This is a genomic window from Desulfoluna sp. HI9BLuna (assembly GCF_056829775.1).
This window is the reverse complement of the sequence record NZ_CP186555.1, coordinates 1,623,823-1,640,563: the sequence shown is the minus strand read 5'-3', so window position 1 is coordinate 1,640,563 and position 16,741 is coordinate 1,623,823. Positions and strand designations below refer to the sequence as shown.

The 16,741-nt window shown below is 47.1% G+C and carries 11 protein-coding genes; 8 read left to right on the top strand and 3 right to left on the bottom strand.

What is annotated here, in order from left to right; all coding sequences use genetic code 11:
* Positions 1–58: 58 nt before the first annotated feature.
* The 3 genes from ACOYW0_RS06420 (at position 59) to ACOYW0_RS06410 (ending at position 5,111) form a co-directional block, all read left to right on the top strand.
* On the top strand, positions 59–1,105 hold the full coding sequence (locus ACOYW0_RS06420; RefSeq protein ID WP_482417721.1) for a polysaccharide deacetylase family protein: 1,047 nt from the start codon (positions 59–61) through the stop codon (positions 1,103–1,105).
* 95 nt (positions 1,106–1,200) lie between these two features.
* Complete coding sequence (locus ACOYW0_RS06415) at positions 1,201–2,076, top strand: hypothetical protein (protein WP_482417720.1); 876 nt, start codon at positions 1,201–1,203, stop codon at positions 2,074–2,076.
* A gap of 218 nt (positions 2,077–2,294) precedes the next feature.
* On the top strand, positions 2,295–5,111 hold the full coding sequence (locus ACOYW0_RS06410; protein ID WP_482417719.1) for an exo-rhamnogalacturonan lyase family protein: 2,817 nt from the start codon (positions 2,295–2,297) through the stop codon (positions 5,109–5,111).
* 305 nt (positions 5,112–5,416) lie between these two features.
* Here ACOYW0_RS06410 and ACOYW0_RS06405 read toward each other — a convergent pair whose 3' ends face one another.
* From ACOYW0_RS06405 to ACOYW0_RS06395, 3 genes are read right to left on the bottom strand one after another with little or no spacing between them, the layout of a single operon-like run.
* Positions 5,417–5,677 (bottom strand): DDE-type integrase/transposase/recombinase, encoded by a 261-nt coding sequence (locus ACOYW0_RS06405; protein WP_482417718.1) that lies wholly within the window; start codon positions 5,675–5,677, stop codon positions 5,417–5,419.
* Positions 5,667–5,966: an IS3 family transposase gene (locus tag ACOYW0_RS06400; RefSeq protein WP_482418818.1), complete on the bottom strand. Its 300-nt coding sequence runs from the start codon at positions 5,964–5,966 to the stop codon at positions 5,667–5,669. The genes ACOYW0_RS06405 and ACOYW0_RS06400 overlap by 11 nt, the downstream gene beginning before the upstream one ends.
* A 44-nt stretch (positions 5,967–6,010) precedes the next feature.
* On the bottom strand, positions 6,011–6,190 hold the full coding sequence (locus tag ACOYW0_RS06395; RefSeq protein WP_482417717.1) for a transposase: 180 nt from the start codon (positions 6,188–6,190) through the stop codon (positions 6,011–6,013).
* A 236-nt stretch (positions 6,191–6,426) separates the two neighbouring features.
* On the opposite strand from ACOYW0_RS06395, the gene ACOYW0_RS06390 reads away from it, so the two are divergent.
* The 5 genes from ACOYW0_RS06390 (at position 6,427) to ACOYW0_RS06370 (ending at position 16,532) form a co-directional block, all read left to right on the top strand.
* A complete protein-coding gene (locus ACOYW0_RS06390) occupies positions 6,427–7,485 on the top strand; it encodes a hypothetical protein (protein WP_482417716.1) in 1,059 nt (352 codons plus the stop codon).
* A 369-nt stretch (positions 7,486–7,854) separates the two neighbouring features.
* On the top strand, positions 7,855–9,075 hold the full coding sequence (locus tag ACOYW0_RS06385) for an IS256 family transposase (RefSeq protein WP_482415925.1): 1,221 nt from the start codon (positions 7,855–7,857) through the stop codon (positions 9,073–9,075).
* A gap of 1,159 nt (positions 9,076–10,234) precedes the next feature.
* Positions 10,235–13,096, top strand: coding sequence for an exo-rhamnogalacturonan lyase family protein (locus ACOYW0_RS06380; RefSeq protein ID WP_482417715.1), 2,862 nt, complete (start codon positions 10,235–10,237; stop codon positions 13,094–13,096).
* Between the two features lie 164 nt (positions 13,097–13,260).
* Positions 13,261–14,694, top strand: coding sequence for a lipopolysaccharide biosynthesis protein (locus tag ACOYW0_RS06375; protein ID WP_482417714.1), 1,434 nt, complete (start codon positions 13,261–13,263; stop codon positions 14,692–14,694).
* Between the two features lie 254 nt (positions 14,695–14,948).
* A complete protein-coding gene (locus ACOYW0_RS06370) occupies positions 14,949–16,532 on the top strand; it encodes an asparagine synthase-related protein (RefSeq protein WP_482417713.1) in 1,584 nt (527 codons plus the stop codon).
* The last annotated feature ends 209 nt before the right edge of the window (positions 16,533–16,741 follow it).

Sequence of the window (16,741 nt, the reverse complement as noted above, 5' to 3'; positions counted from 1 at the left end):
AAATGATAGTGCTTGATTTTGTTGAAAAATATAAAGGATATGAGGTTGATGCATTGATATGAAAACCATTGTCTTGCATATGTTAAAGATCGTCGGATTTTTTAAAATAGCGAAGCATTTTTCAAAACGTAACCTGTTGATTCTCGCATACCACGGTGTTGAGATAGAAGATGAATCCGAATTTAGCCCGAAGCTTTTCATCAAGCGTACGACACTCAAGGAAAGGATGGCTTGCCTTAAGGAGCACGGTTTTCATGTCGTGCCGCTGAATGAGGCAACGGACATATCCAACTGGGACAGACTTCCCGATAACAGTATCGTGATTACCGTTGACGACGGATGGTTCTCAACCCTGTCCGAGGCCCATGATGTTTTTTCTCATTATTCATTTCCCTATACATTGTATGTAACTAGCTATTACGTCGACAAAGAGTCCCCGGTGTTGAATGTGGTATTGCGCTACATGATCTGGAAAACCAACATCAATTCAGTCGGGTTCGATCAATTGGAAGAAGAGGGCCTGAAGGGGACATATTCTCTCGCGAGTTTGCATGAAAAAAAGAGGGCGGAGATTGGTCTGGTGAAATACCTGAATGCGTTGCCCACCCATGAAGAAAAGGTGAACTTCATATCGAAACTGGCAAATGTGTTATCTGTTGATTATGGAGCCATAGAAAAGAGTCGTCGTTTAAGCCTTCTGTCTCCAGATGAGATCATTGATATGGCTGAACAGGGTGTAAATATTCAATTGCACACGCATCGCCATACGATGCAGCATAACGATGTCGATAGTTTTAAAGATGAAATCATTCAAAATCGGCTGGTCTTGGAACGCGCTGTGAAGAGTAACATGACACATTTTTGCTACCCCTCAGGCGATTATGCTCCTGGTAGCGAAGTCTGGTTGAGGGAGCTCGGCGTTTACTCTGCAACAACGTGTCATGCCGGATTTGTTTCGAAACAAACGAACCCGTATTATTTACCGAGGTTTTTAGATGGTGAAAATATACCTCACATAGTCTTTGAAGCTGAAATTTATGGTGTATTGGAGTTTTTTAGAAAAGTGAAACGCATGATGAAACCATTAAATCATGTCCTACTATAAGCATAATCAGTGAAGAGAACTTTCTTAGCTGCTAAAAAGTTTAAGTGTGAAGGAATAGGCTGTGGACACGATGTGTCGAAAGGGCTTCCAATGGTATGGAATGTATAGATGCATATACGGATACATTGAGTGTTTTGAAAGAAGAATGTGAACCACATCTCATTAAGTATACCGTCTCAAAAAAACCGGAAGAGCAGCTTTATGCAGTCAGGTCGTTTAAACCAGAGTCTCTTGTGGCTTTATTTGAAAAAGTAAAAAGTAGCATTGGCGTGGAAGCGTTGGAACCTATTCGGAAAGTGATGATTCTCCAATCATTGTTGGCAAATTGGGATGATTTATTGTCTGAGAAATATCCGAACAGCATCAAGCAACAGTTTATGAAAAGTGCTCGACGTTTTTTAGGTATGTGTCAGAGTCAAGAGGGCTGGATGTGCCATAGTGACGACGTGTACTGGAAAGATCTCGCCATCGCGAGGCAGAAGGTGTTTCCCGCCGGTGCTCAAATAGTCGAGGCATATTCGGGGTTCGGTTTGATGCAGGGCCTTTCATTGAATCCTTTTCAGGTGCTTAGCTTTCTGAAACTAATTACTCATTGTGGTGGCCGTACGGGATATTATCAAATTCATACACACGTTCCGGATTTGGACCAGTTTAATAATCAAGGCTGGATTGATTGTTTTTTACGTATCGCGGCGATGCTGAGGGTCAATAAGCATATCAAGGGGATCTTTGGCGGTAGCTGGTTTTATGATCCTCAGCTGGTTGGAGTCAGCCCCCATCTGACATACTTACAGTCCATACCGATGGATAATGGCGCGTTTCGGTTTTATTTAGGACGGGATCGAACCGGAAATGCCTTTTCTACGTCTAAGAAAAGGGTCGATTTGTACAATGAAGGAAAGTACACACCGAAATCTTATCTGATGGTATGGCCACGAGATGCTTTGATTAGATGGGCTGCGAATCAGTAAAATACTTGTCGGGTTTGTATGGAATTGATTTGTGATCTCTTTTGATCGGGTAAACCAGGTACATGTTTGGCGTGGTTGCATGCAAGTCGATTTTTTCCTCTTTCTAATGTTTATCAAATTTTTAGGTGTGCATGGTGGTAAATACGTTGCGGTGTGAATTAGTCAAACGTGCCTTGTGTTACTTTTTCATGGTGTCTTGTATCGGTGGCGTGATCCCTATGCATGGGATGTGCGGTATCGACTCGGCAGTTAAGATCTTTGTCCATGAACTCCTTCCCGAAGGAGTGACAGGGGGAAAGAGGGCCGGTGAGGTCGCATCCTTCGGCATCCCCCTGAAAGCATCTGATGGGATTCGATCCGTCAGTGAATTGGGCCTGGTCGGTTCGTCGGACTATCAGTTCCGAGAACTTCACAGGTACCCCGACGGCACCATCCAGTGGGTGCTTGTGGACACGTTGGTGTCGATTGAGGCAGGCGGGAGCAAGACGATCTGGCTCACCAACGGGTCCGGCAACAGTTCAGGTTCTCTCCTTGCAGTGGACGGACCTGAGCATATTATGGTGAATACGGGCGCTGCCCGGTTTGTGATCCGGAAGAAGAATTACAATGTGTTTGACTCCGTTGTGGTGGACGATACTCCCTTTTTACGGGATACAGGAGGGATTACGGCCGTCAGCGGAGCAACCCGCTACTCGTCGGCCCTGGATAACGATTCCACGGCAGTGATCGAAGAGAACGGCCCTGTGAAGGCCGTTGTCCGGTGTGACGGGCATCTTAAGCCCGAAAGCGGACCGTGGCTTTTCGGCTACACCATGCGAATGTATTTTTACAAGGACTCCGGGCGCACCCGGCTTGACCTGATTATTAAAAACGCCGAGATGGCCTCCTACTCAATAAAGATCTTCAAGTCTATTCGTATTAAGTTGCCAACCATGGTCTCTGATCCCGATTATCTTTTCTCCTCCGGGCTGGGTACGGAAACTCATGGCCCTATAAGCGGAACTGCATACCTATATCAGGGGTATAGTAGTTATAAGTATCTACAGTATTTGGGTAATTCCTCTATACTTCGCGAGCGCTTGGTGCCTGATGTGGGGCTGAAGATTGCAAACGGAGGAGCGGTGATCCATGCTCTGGGCGATGAGACCCATCACAGTGAAGGATTCGGGGCTATTTATTCAGCAGAAAAACAGGTTAATCTCGGGATAAGAAACCTTTACGGCATGTGGCCAGCGGGGTTCACGATGGAGGATAACGGTGATCTGTTTATTGATATCTTTAGCCCTTGGAACTCAAAAGATGATATCGGATTTGCTTTTTTTGCCCATGACAAGCGACAGGTTATGTTAGAGTTTTCGGAAAAGCGGAAGGCCCCATCACCGAGACAGACTTTTTATGTCATACAGTACCCCCTAACCGGGAGGGCTGAGTTTGAACATTACAAAGATACCGGGGCCGTTTATTACGAAAAGAGGCTAGCGACACATAAAGAGACTCGTAAGTTTTTGGCCGAGATCGGGCTGGAAAATTATGAGATTTCCAATGTGGACAGCATGCGCAGATATTATGGTTGGAGACAGGGTGGGGGGCCCAATCAGTATGATATGAGCTTATGTCAATACCTTCACTATCTGCAGACCGGTAACGGGGGGGCGTTTTTGGCTGCCCAGAATATGGATCATCTCAAAATGTTTGGATCTACACGGCACTCAGATGATTTTGACGTGTATGCTGAAGGACCCGAACTTTTTTCCAGCGTGAATGCAATAAATCCACCGAATCAGGAAAAACTAACCTTCAATTATAAATTTTTCGACAGGGAGCATGCCCACGATATTTCAGTTCCCATTAGCTATTTTCTGACCGGGGATGAATCTTTCATGGAAGCGTGGAAAGATCACGGAGAGTATACACTCTACGATCAGGGTTCCGGCAAAGGAATCGTCGGGAGTTATTACGACGGGACTACCTACGTTGGATTTCCCCGAAGTTTTTCAAGGGCGCTCAGGCGAGCCGGGGCCTTTGGCTTTTACTCTGGTGATGAGGTTTGGCGAGAGAAGATGCGGCTTATGGTCGGCAATTTTATGGGGATGAGAGCAACACAGCTGGATGATCATCAGGACGGATGGGACTTGGAACGAGGTTTTTTTTATATGAGTGAATCCGCAGTCTGCCCAGAAGGCATAAGGTGCAACAAGCTGTTCATGGTATACGATATTTTTCCCAACTCACTCTGGTGCTATTCAAACGAAAATTTTGATAATCCCTTGATGTACGAAGACTTTCGGGATTATCTTCTGGGGACCGCCTACCACTGCCTAAAGGAGATAATCCCCTTAGAGCACCCCACGTATGAAATTTTTTTGGATAGTGCCAATGGGTCTGCAGAAAAGGGGGAATACCCCCTTTCGTTCCTGATGGCTTTAGGGTACGAAATGACAGGGAATGATTCCTTTTTGGTTCAATACAAATCCCACTATAAGGCGATGCTGACTGCTCAAAGCAAAGAACGAGTTTATTCGCCCTATTCGTCAAAGTTTATACATGATTACTACAATCGAAACGTAGTCGTAGGCTATGTGTCCCCTGTCGGCAACGGCCGTGTAGATATGGGGAATTCCAGTGCCCCAAATATTGAGCGCAATGGCTCCTTGTATACCATTACCTGGAGAGTTCCTTTGGAAGGTATCCGTGGGTATCAACTCAAGGTTGCTCCGGTGCCGATGGTGGAGAATCTCGATTTCAATCAGTCGACCCGAACTTACCTTTACGACCCGAATACATATGATAACTATTGGGCAGCAATGAATGTGAGCAATGAGCCTGCTCCAAAACAGAAGAGGGGAGATGCTGAATGTATAACTGTGGATGTTGCACAGGTCATCAGCGCGTACAACGATAGATATGGTCTATCTGAGGAAGATCCTGCGCACGTCACATATGACCCAGATATAGATTACTATTTCGCAATAAAATATCATAGAATAAATCCTTTGACCTACAAAAAAAATGTTTCACTGCTTCCCTGTCCGTAGACGGCAGATGTTTGAAAATATAGTGGTCAACAAAAAACGGACACTCAAATTAAGCGGCAAGCTTTAAAGGCTCCGCCTCGAACTCCATTGGGCTTACGTAACCCAGTGTTGGGTGTAAATGGCTTGAATTATGGTAAATAATGTAGTGGGGGGGGCAATCTTGCCTGGATTCTTGTTTTAAAACAGCAAAAACTGAGCCGTTCTGATCTAAGGCTGCGGAAGAAGCGATTTACAGGGGCATTATCCAAGCAATTGCCCTTTCGGCCCATGCTGCATACCATTTGATATTAATCGATCCTTTTTTGTTATTTCATGAAGGCATATTGAGAACCTTTGTCTGAGTGGTGGAGCAAACCAGAAACAGGCTGCAGTCTCAACCAAGCCATATCAAAGGCATCAACAACAAGGCGTTTTGTCATTCTTGCCTCAATGTTCCAGCCGGCTATTTGTCGGGAATAAAGATCCATAACAATGGATCGGAGTGCCCAGCCCTCAATCGTCCATACATATGTGATATCTGTTGCCCATATTTTTATTATGACCTGAAGGATTGAACTATCGGTCAAGGAGATTCTTTGCGACAGGATATTTGTGGTTACTGTTGGTTGCGATTAGATATTTTTTTTGGATTTTTGGCTTTAAACTAAGCCTCTTCATTAGCCCACGTACCTTGTAGCTAACAACTTTGTAGCCTTTTTTCAGGAGTTCTTTCCGTGCACGCCTGTTGCCATAGGTATGACCTGAATCGCAAAAAGTGCGTTGGGTTGCATCCTCCAGATCTTTTTCTGTCTGATCTGGAGGCCTATGCGAGCGCTTGAGATAGTCGTAAAATGCGCCTATGCCCCGACAAAGCATGGCAACAGGGAATGCCTTCATTTCTTGCCGGATGAAGTCGAATTTCAATTCACTTTTTCTGCAAAGAAGGCCGCTGCTCTTTTTAGGATTTCACGTTCCATTTCAAGGCGTTTATTCTCGACCTTCAGAAGACGGATTTCATCTTTCAATTGTTTGGTTGTGGGATTGCCAGCTTCAAGGGCCGCTTCGTCGTTTCTCGATTCTCGTAACCACCTGACTAACATCGAAGAACCTATTTCGAGGCACCGTGCGGCTTCATTGCAATATATTGATTATTAACAACAAGGTCGATTGCATCTATGTTGAATTCAGGGGTATACCTTCTTCTTCTACTTTTGGTGCTCATTGAAACCTCGCTTTTAGTTTTTGGTGTGTATTAGCAAGGTGTCCGCAGGATGTATACCACTTCAGATATTGTTTGAGCACTAAAGTCACATTAACTTTCGGATTAGGTGGAGATATGACGAGTAATTTGCACAGGCTTTGGTTGAAAAGATCTTTGTTCGTTTGGTTTGGCGCTAATTTATTTTTCGCTGCTTATCTGTTTTTATCATTTTTTGGTCTGATAGAAGATTTAAATTTTAGTATCGCAAATCTGATTGAAGCGAAAAGAAATTTTTTTCGGTTTTTATCTTTTCTTTCTATTGGGGCGTTTTTTGCCGTTTTTTTTTGTTTGCCCAAAATGGAATACGCTTATGGACTCATTGTAAGGGACTATGAGAGAGTGAGATCTTTTGTTAGAACTGACTGTAATGACGATTGTAAATCTACGAAAAGTCAATTTGGATTTGTTTTTTCCTGTGGTGCATTTGTCTTGGGGGGATGTTTGATATTTTTTAGTGTTGCGGATAGGGGGATTTATGAAATGATTATCAGAGAAGATGGCATTATCGAGTGGTGGTCTGCATTTTTATGGGGTATTTCGGCCGTGATGTTGACTTTATCGCTCATAGCTCACCACAAAATGCGTTCTCGGAACAGAGGGATTTCAAAAAAAGTATCAATTTTTGTCTATGTTTCCATGATTGTTTTTTTTCTTGTGTGTGGGGGAGAGGAAATAAGTTGGGGGCAACGAGTTTTTGATGTTCAAACCCCAGAGTTTGTATCCTCAATCAATTTGCAAAATGAAATTAATTTTCACGACATTGGTTCTATTAGTGTTTTTAGTAATGGCTTTTTCGTATGGACTGTTCTTTTTTTTATCGTTATTCCATTTGCTTTAAACCGAAATAGTAGTGTTGCATCGTATTATAATTATTATCACATGCCCGTGTTGGGAGGATATGCCTCCCAAGTCTATTTGATAGGCCTTTTTGTTTGGTGTTTTATTGGGATTCGTTTTGGGACATTGGGATTTCACCCTTATAGTGCCTGGGGGTATTATACGCAAATGGATGACGAAATTTTCGAATTCTACGCGGCGTATTCTTTTTTCGCTTTCAGTACACTCGATTTAAGACATAACTTTTTTATGACTTATTTCGGAAATAATGAACGCAAAAAAAAATCTCATTTATGACAGCATAAGCAGGAGTTGTGTTATGTTAGAGGACTCATTCGGAAACTATCTTAATTAACATCGGAAAGAGCTCGGCCACCTTGCAAAGACATGTAAAAAATATTAGCAAGGTACCTATGAACATGACCTCAGTACGAAAGAAGCATCCACAAGAACTTATAGTAGTCAACAATAAAAGGATTCTCAAATTATGCCTCGAATTCTATTGGGCTAACGTAACTCAATGTTGAGTGTAACTGGCTTGAATTATAAGGAGCAGTGTAGTCGAGGACTTCCAATCTTGCCTGGTTTCTTTTTTCAAAACTGGAGAGTGTAAATTTATCTGTGTATCTGGCTGTGGTATTAACCTCCTGAAAGGAGAATGTCACCATGGCCAAAAAGCAGAGTCGTATAGATGCACTTTTAGATGAGCTGCTCAAAGATGAAGACCCTAAAGAACTATTTAATAAAGATGGACTTCTTGAGAATTTAACCAAACGCCTTGTGGAACGCGCCTTGGAAGGCGAGCTGACCGATCATCTCGGCTACCAGAAGAATGAACGCCAAAAGAGTCGCTCGACAAACGTCCGTAATGGCAATACAAAAAAGACAATTGTAACGAATCGAGGTTCACTTGATATTGAGGTTCCCAGGGATCGAGATGGTGATTTCGAACCTCAGTTAGTCAGAAAGCGCCAAAAAAGGCTTCCAGGGTTTGATGACAAGGTCATTGCACTATATGCTCGCGGAATGACAGTGAGAGAGATCCAGGGCCATCTCAAAGATCTCTATAGTGTTGAAGTATCCCCGACACTGATCAGCAATGTGACCGACAGCGTCATAGATGATGTTCGCCAGTGGCAGTCTCGTCCGTTGGATACGGTCTACCCCATCGTTTACCTGGATGCAATATATCTAAAAATTCGTAAAGGCAGCCATGTTGAAAATCGAGCTGTTTATCTGGCATTGGGTGTAAACCTTGAAGGTAACAAAGAGCTTCTTGGCCTCTGGATTGGAGAGGCTGAGGGTGCAAAATTTTGGCTTGGCATCCTCACTGAGCTTCAAAGCCGAGGGGTAAAAGATATTTTGGTCGCTTGTGTTGACGGCTTAAAGGGCTTTCCTGAAGCCATTGGGAACGTCTTTCCTCAGACGGAAGTCCAGCTCTGTATCGTTCATATGGTGCGTAATTCTTTGAGATACGTTGGTTGGAAAGAGCGAAAGAACGTCGTAAAGAGTTTAAAGGAAATCTACACTGCACCCACAGAAGAAGCTGGTTTGAGAGCTTTGGATCAATTTGAGCAAGAGTGGGGAGAAAGGTTCCCAATTATCGGCCAAATATGGCGTTCTAAATGGGAAAATATAGCGCCGTTCTTCCGTTACCCAGAACCGATACGTAAAGTCATTTATACGACAAATGCTATCGAATCTTTGAACGCATCATTGAAGAAAATTACAAAGAAACGGGCAGCTTTTCCAACAGAGGATTCAGTGCGAAAGGTTTTGTATCTGGCGATATTAAAGGCTTCTGAGAAGTGGTCGCGCCCCATCAGGGACTGGGCTGCTGCTCTCAACTATTTTTCGATTGTATTTGAGGGGAGAGTCCCTCTTTGATTTAAACGCCAGATACACAGTTTATTTGACAGTCTCCAAAACTGCAAAAGCTGAGCCGTTCTGATTTAAGGCTGCGGAAAAAGCACTCTACAGGGGCATTATCCCAGCAATTGCCTTTTCAGCTCATGCTGCATACCATTTGATATTTATCGAGTCTTTTTTGATATTTCTGCCGGCATATTAAGAACCTATGTATGAGTGGTGGAGTAAACCAGAAACAGGCCACCGTCTCCACCCAGCCATATCAAGAGCATCAAGAACAAGGCGTTTTGTCATTCTTGCCCCAATGTTCCAGCCGACTATTTGTCGGGAATAAAGATCCATAACAATGGCCAGGTTGCCCAGCCCTCATGCGTTCATACATATGTGATATCTGTTGCCCATACTTTATTATGATCCGAAGGATTGAACTGTCGGTCAAGGAGGTAATTTGCGACAGAATATTTGTGGTTACTGTTGGTTGCGACACGATATTTTTTGGCGATTTTTGGCTTCAAGCCAAGCCTCTTCATCAACCCACGTACCTTGTAGCGACCAACTTTTTAGCCTTTTTTCATGAGTTCTTTCCGTACACGCCTGTTGCCATAGGCATGGCCTGAATCGTCAATAATGCGTTGAGTTGCATCCTCCAGCTCTTTTTCTGCCTGATCTTGGGGCTTGCAAGCGATTAAGATAGTCGTAAAAACCGCTCCAGCTTGCGCCCATGACCCTATAAAGCATGGCAACAGAGAAGGCCTTCATTAGTTGCCTGGTTGTGGGATTGCCTGCTCCAAGGGCCGCTTCGTCGTCTCTCGATTCTCTTAGCCACCTGGATAACATGTGAAGAACCTATTCCAAGGCGCCGTGTGGCTTCTTTGCAACTGTATTCATTTTAACAACAAGATGCGATTGCATCTTTCTTGAATTCATGGGTATATCTTCTTCTTTTGCGCTTAGTGCTCATGGGAACCTCGCTTTTAGTTTTTGTGTGTTTTAGCTAAGGTATCAGCTGGATCTATATCACTTCACGAGATTTTCAAATGCGACATAATTTGTGTCTGCTATTGCCAACAGAGAGCAGAGGTAGAGATTTGTTTAACTAAGAACTACAAGATTTAGATTGAACTTTGAGGGGGGCATGGTGGTCAATACGTTGCGGTGTGAGTTAGCGAAGCGAGCCTTGACTTATTTTTTCATTATCTGCGGTATCGCTGGAGTAGGGCCTTTACATGGGACGTGCGGTATTAACACTCAAGTTAAGATTTCCGTCAACGAACTTCTTCCCGAAAGTGTGGCTGGAGTGAAGAGGGACGATGAAGTCGCAACGTTCGGTATCCCCCTCAAAGCGTCGGATGGGATTCAATCTACAAACGAATTGGGTCTCCTCGGATCGTCGGACTATCAATTTCGGGTGCTACATAGGTACCCCGACGGCACCATTCAGTGGGTGCTTGTGGACACGTTGGTGTCTGTTGAGGCAGGCGGGAGCAAGGCGATCTGGCTCACCAACGGTTCCGGCAACAGCGCAGGGTCTCACCTCGCAGTGAATGGACCTGAACATATTACGGTGAATACGGGCGCTGCCCGGTTTGTGATCAGGAAGAAGAACTACAATGTGTTTGACTCTGTCGTTGTGGGCGATACCCCGTTTTTAAGAGGTACTGGAGGGATCACAGCCGTCAGCGGAACAACCCGCTACTCGTCGGCCCTGGATAACAATTCCTCGGCAGCGATCGAAGAGAACGGCCCTGTAAAGGTGGTTGTCCGGTGTGACGGGCATCTTAAGCCCGAAAGCGGGCCGTGGCTTTTCGGCTACACCATGCGCATGTATTTTTACAAGAACACCGGCCGAGTCCGGCTTGACCTGATCATCAAAAACGCCGAGATGGCCTCCTATTCGGTAAAGATCTTCGAGTCCCTTCGCATTGAGCTGCCCACCACGGTCTCTGGCCCCAGCTATCTTTTTTCCACCGGGCCCGGGTCGGAAGCCCATGGCGCCATAGACGGAACCGCCTGCCTGTACCAGGGCTACAGCAGCCACAAGTATGTGCAGTACCTGGGGGGCGCCTCCATGCTTCAGCAGCGTCTTGTCCCGGATGTGGGGCTTAAGGTCGCCAACGGGGATTCGGAGGTGTATTCATTGGGGGAGGAGGCCGACCACAGCGAAGGCTTCGGGGCCATGTACTCGGTCGAAAAGCATATCAATGTCGGGATTCGAAACCTATACGGTATGTGGCCCGCAGGGTTTACCATGGAGGACGACGGTGACCTGTTCATTGATATTTTCAGCCCGTGGAATTCAAAAGACGATATCGGGTTTGCTTTTTTTGCCCATGACAAACGGCAGGTGGTGCTGGAGTTTACGAAAAAGGAGGATGCCCCCTTACCAAGGCAGACCTTTTACACCATACAATACCCCCTCACCGGGAGGGCGGCATTTCAGCATTACAAGGACACCGGTGCCGTCTATTACGAAAAGAGGCTGGCGACCCATGAAGAGACGAGGAGGTTCCTGGCCGAGATCGGACTGGAAAGCTATGAGATTTCCAATGTGGACAGCATGCGCAGGCATTTTGTCTGGGGGCAGGCCGGAGGCGATAATCAGTATGATGTGAATTTGTGCCAGTACCTTCACTACCTGCAGACAGGCAACGGGGGTGCATTTTTGGCTGCCCAGAACATGGACCACCACAAGATGTTCGGGTCAACACGGCATTCGGATGATTTTGATTTTTACCTTGAGGGGCCTGAACTTTTTCCCAACGTGAATACAGTCATACCGCCGGAACAAGAGAAGTTATCCTTTAATTATAAACCCTTCGACAGGGAGCACTCTCATGACATATCCGTCCCCCTTGGGTATTTCCTTACAGGTGACGAGTCTTTTATAGAAGCGTGGAAAGATTACGGAGAGTATACTCTTTACGATCAGGGTTCCGGCAAAGGCGCCGTCGGCAGTTACTACGACGGGACCACCTATGTGGGGTATCCCCGCATATTTTCTAGAGCCCTCAGGCGTGCCGGGGCCTTTGGTCTCTATGCCAGTACGGATGTGTGGCGAGAGAAGATATATCGTATTGTTCGGAATTTCATGAGTATGAGGGCAACGCCTTTAGACGTCGACCAGAATGGATGGGATCTGGATCGTGGTTTTTTTTACATGAGCAAAGCCGGAAACTGTCCGGAAGGCTTGAGATGTAACAAGGTGTTCATGGCATACGATATCTTTCCTAACTCGTTTTGGACGTATGGTCCTGAAAATTTCGATGATGATTTGATGTACGAAGATTATCAGGACTATCTCCTGGGGGTGGCATACCATTGCTTGACAGAGATCATCCCCTTTGAGCACCAAGTCTACATGCTTGCGCTGGATTCCGTCAATGGGTCGGATGATAGAGGGGAGTACCCCTTTTCGTTTTTGATGGCCTTGGGGTACGAGATGACGGGGAACGATGCCTTTCTGGTTCAGTATAAGTCCCATTACAAGATGATGCTTGTGACGCAAAGTGAAGAGCGGGTCTACTCTCCCTATTCTTCAAAATTCATTCATGATTACTACAATAGAGACATAGTCGCAGGCTATGTGAACCCTGTAGGCAATGGGCGTGTGGATATGGGAAACTCCAGTGCGGCATCTGTTTCGCGCCACGGCTCCGTGTACAGCCTTACATGGAACGCCCCACTGGACGGGATCCATGGGTACCAGCTCAAGGTTGCTCCTGTGCCCATGGTGGAAAATCTTAACTTCGATCAGGTAGCCCGGTCCTACCAATATCACCCGGACTTGTATGATAACTACTGGGCAGCACTGAACGTGGACAATGAACCGGTGCCGAAGCAGAAGAGGGGGGATGCCGAGTCTGTCTCTGTGGATGTTGCGCAGGTCATCAGCGCTTACAATACCAGATATGGCCTGTCTGAGGGCGACCCTGCCTACCGCTCGTATGACCCGTCCATCGATTACTATTTTGCCGTAAAGTACAGCAAAGTGGCTCCCGTTGCCCACGAAAAGACCATTTCTTCGTTACCCTGTCCATAAATGACAAAGCTTAAAAAACAACGCGAATTTTGGGCTTGGAAGGCCCGGCTTCATCGCAAATCACTCCTTTTTGTCTCTCATACCGGAGCATGCTTGCGGCGTTTTGAATCGCATCGCCCGAGGTGACTTGCCTCATTACCTACCCCAAGGATACTTTTCGAAACATGAGTTTGAAAAACAAGGTCCTCCACTCACTGAAATGGCTCACCATCGGCAAATTCATGGGCCAGGTGTTTACCTGGGCCGTCACCATTCTGGTGATCAGGCTCCTGTCGCCCTCGGATTACGGGTTGATGGCATCTGCCGGGATTTTTGTGGGTTTTTTGCAGCTCATCAGTGAGCTTGGGTTCGGGGCCTCCATTGTTCAGGCCAGGGAAATTGAGGATTCAGCCATTCAACAGATTTTCGGGTTTGTTATCTGTGTGGGGGCGATGCTTTTTGCCATGTTGTTCCTTTCGGCACCGTGTATCGGGCTGTTTTTCGACAGCGACGCCCTGGTGCATGTGGTGCGCGCTCTCTCCTTTCAGTTTCTGGTGATCCCTTTTTTGACCATTCCAAAGGCCCTTATCGAAAAAGAGCTCCTCTTCAAACAGAAGTCCATCATCGATTTTTTGGCAAGTGTGGCCAGCGGGGCCACGACGTTGGTTGCTGCGCTTCTTGGCCATGGGGTCTGGGCTCTGGTGTCGGGAAGTTACGTACTGATCTGTGTTCAGATGGTAGGCTATCTTTTTGTGTCCCCCATCCGGAAACGGCCGGTGTTTCGGTTTCGTGCCATCGGGGCCTATGCCTCGTTCAGCGGATATGTCACCTTTGAAAAAATCGTGTGGTATACCTACACCCAGTTCGACGTGATCTTGATCGGAAAGCTCCTGGGGCAGGAGGTCCTCGGGTATTACTCCGTTGCCATGCACCTCTCTTCCATTCTCCTCAATAAGATCTCCCCGATCCTCTCCCAAGTCGCCTTTCCCGCCTATGCAAAGATCCAGAACCAATTCGAGAAGGTGTCCTTCTATTTTTTAAGGACGGTGAAATTTTCAAGCCTGGTTGTGTTTCCTGTTTTCTGGGGCTTGTCGAGCATTGCCCCGGAGGTGATCTCCATTTGTGTGGGGCCCAGGTGGGACGCGGTTGTGGAGCCCTTTAAGCTGCTGTGCCTTGTCATGCCATTCAGGATGCTCTCGGTGCTTCTTCCACCCCTGCTGAAGGGCGTCGGTAATCCCGGGTACTCCCTGAGAAATATCATGATCACCTTTGCGGTGATGATGGTGTCCCTTTATGTGGGAGCCACCCGGGGAGGCGTCCTGGGCGTCTGCTACGCCTGGGTCGTGATGTATCCCATGTGCTGGCTGGTGGTCCTCATGCTGTCCCTGCCTCTGATCCAGATCCGGGTTGCTGCGTATCTTCGAGCAATCAGCGTGCCGTTGAGCGGCAGTGTCCTGATGTACGGGGCCGTTGCCTTCTCCGGTTTTGCCCGGGGCGTTCATCCGTATCTGTCTGTTGCGCTGCTCATCGGGATCGGTGCGATTGTTTACGGGGTGTGGCTGTACTTGTTTGAGCGGACCTGGTTTTCAGACGTTTTTGCCATGCTGAAGGCCACGTGATGATATCCCTTCCATAGATGCTCGTTTTATTGAGCCCTCGCATGCTTTTTCATTAATCATTCTTTCCATCGAGACAACCGACGGCAGACACGGCCGCACCGGTTGCTCATCACAGGATCCCTATGTCTTTATTGTTCGGTATGTATCGTTTTGGCCACGGTGACGTTTCTTTTGAGCCGTTCAAAAAAACTGTGTTGTCGGTGCTGTCTGCGAAAAATCGTAACACCACCGCGTACGAAATTAAGCGGTTTTGTTTGCTGAAAGTCGATTACGGGCTGTTTTCAGACAGCGGCTACCATGCAGATGTCTCCGGTGACGTGTGTGCAGTGGCAGGCGAGCCCTTTTTAAACCACGGGACATCTTCGGATCGATACGCCCAATTGCGCGCACTGCACCATCGGTTGCAACAGGGGAGCATCGATGTCCTCAACGGGTGCACGGGGACCTATTCATTGTGCGCTTATAACCGGGAGAACCACTCACTGATCCTGGCCACGGATAAAGTTGGTGTGAGGCCTCTCTATTATGCCGCTCACAATGGCACGCTCTACTTTTCAAGCTCCCTTAAGGTGATGGAGGCGCTGGAAGAGATCCCCAAGGTCCTGAAATTCAGGCAGTGCATTGAAAAGTGTTCGCTGGGCTACACCCTTGGGGCCAACACCATCTATGAAGACATTCGCGTGTTGAGAGACGGTGAGCACCTCAAAGCCGAGGGCGATACATGGTCCACGAACCACTACTTTAAGTGGGGGGACCTTTCCATCACCCAAAAGGACGCCGGCCAGCTTCGGAAGGAGGTGTACGATGCCTTTTTTGAGGCAGTGAAAAAGCGAGCGGTCCACAGGGACGAGGCCCTTGCCTTCTTGAGCGGCGGCCTGGACTCCAGGTGCATTGTCGCTGTGCTGAGTGAGCTGAATAAAAAGGTCTACGCCATCAACAGCTACGCTGCACGTGATCAGGACAACGTGTTTGCCGAGATGTACGGAACCGCTGCCCGGGTGCATCGGTATGTCTCCACAAAACGGGAAGGACGGGTCGACAGCACGGAAAAGCTCCTGGCCTCCACCATTGGCGAGGCAGAAGCGAGGGAACGCGGGGTTCAAAGAATGCCGGCCATTTTTTCCGGTGACGGAGGGAGCGTGGGGCTGGGGCATGTGTATATCGACTCCGCTTTAAATGCGCTGATGGAACGGGATGAGTCCGCAGGGATCGAGGCATATCTCCAAGGCAAGCAATTCCCCTTGGGCATATTGCGTAAAAAGCATAAAAAAACCTTTGAGAACTCCTTGTACGAAAGTGTCTCCAGGGAGTTTGGCGAGCTCAAACAGGTGGATCCGTCCAGGCGACTCTATGTTTTTCTCATGAGAAATGACCAGCGGTGTCACCTGCACGGCTACTTCGATAATATCGATGTGTACCAGAAAGAGATGCTGCTTCCCTTTTTTGACAGCGACTTTTTGGCCCTCATTGCCCGGGCACCAGTGGATGATTTCCTCTACCACACGTTCTACCATGAATGGCTCCGGCTGTTTCCTGCCCACGTTACCGCCGTCCCGTGGCAAACATACCCGGGGCATGTGTCCTGCGATGTCCGGTTCGAAAAAGAGCTTTCGGATCAATGGGAGCAGAAAGCACGGGGCCGTGCCCTGGGGCACTCCCTGTCACTGTTCTCTCCCCGCAAGGCCTCCTCCAGGCTGGATGCCTTTGTGCCGAAATACAAGCGATTCAGTGTGCCTTTCCTGCAGATTATTGGATCCCGTCGGTATGGGTACTTATCAGATATTTTTCGTGATCTGTCGCTCATGTGTGCCAGGGCCACGGAGATCGATTTGTCTTGATTTGGCTTGCTCAGAAAGTGAATAAATCGATCAAAAAACAGTAAATTGCATGTTACATTTTTGAAATGCTTCTTTTTTTATGGAATGTCCGGGCTGAGAGTCAGTCAACCATAAACGTAGAAAAGCCCCCCCCATGGGAGCCTCGGTTGCGATGAAACACCCACGAGTATTCTGGATTGTACCTCTTTTTCTGGCTGTTTGCCTCATGC

Coding starts and splice junctions, on each gene's coding strand:
- ACOYW0_RS06390 (WP_482417716.1), top strand. CDS start 6,427: ATGACGAGTAATTTGCACAGGCTTTGGTTGAAAAGATCTTTGTTCGTT.
- ACOYW0_RS06420 (WP_482417721.1), top strand. CDS start 59: ATGAAAACCATTGTCTTGCATATGTTAAAGATCGTCGGATTTTTTAAA.
- ACOYW0_RS06415 (WP_482417720.1), top strand. CDS start 1,201: ATGGAATGTATAGATGCATATACGGATACATTGAGTGTTTTGAAAGAA.
- ACOYW0_RS06410 (WP_482417719.1), top strand. CDS start 2,295: ATGCATGGGATGTGCGGTATCGACTCGGCAGTTAAGATCTTTGTCCAT.
- ACOYW0_RS06375 (WP_482417714.1), top strand. CDS start 13,261: ATGAGTTTGAAAAACAAGGTCCTCCACTCACTGAAATGGCTCACCATC.
- ACOYW0_RS06395 (WP_482417717.1), bottom strand. CDS start 6,190: ATGTTAGTCAGGTGGTTACGAGAATCGAGAAACGACGAAGCGGCCCTT.
- ACOYW0_RS06385 (WP_482415925.1), top strand. CDS start 7,855: ATGGCCAAAAAGCAGAGTCGTATAGATGCACTTTTAGATGAGCTGCTC.
- ACOYW0_RS06400 (WP_482418818.1), bottom strand. CDS start 5,966: ATGCTTTGTCGGGGCATAGGCGCATTTTACGACTATCTCAAGCGCTCG.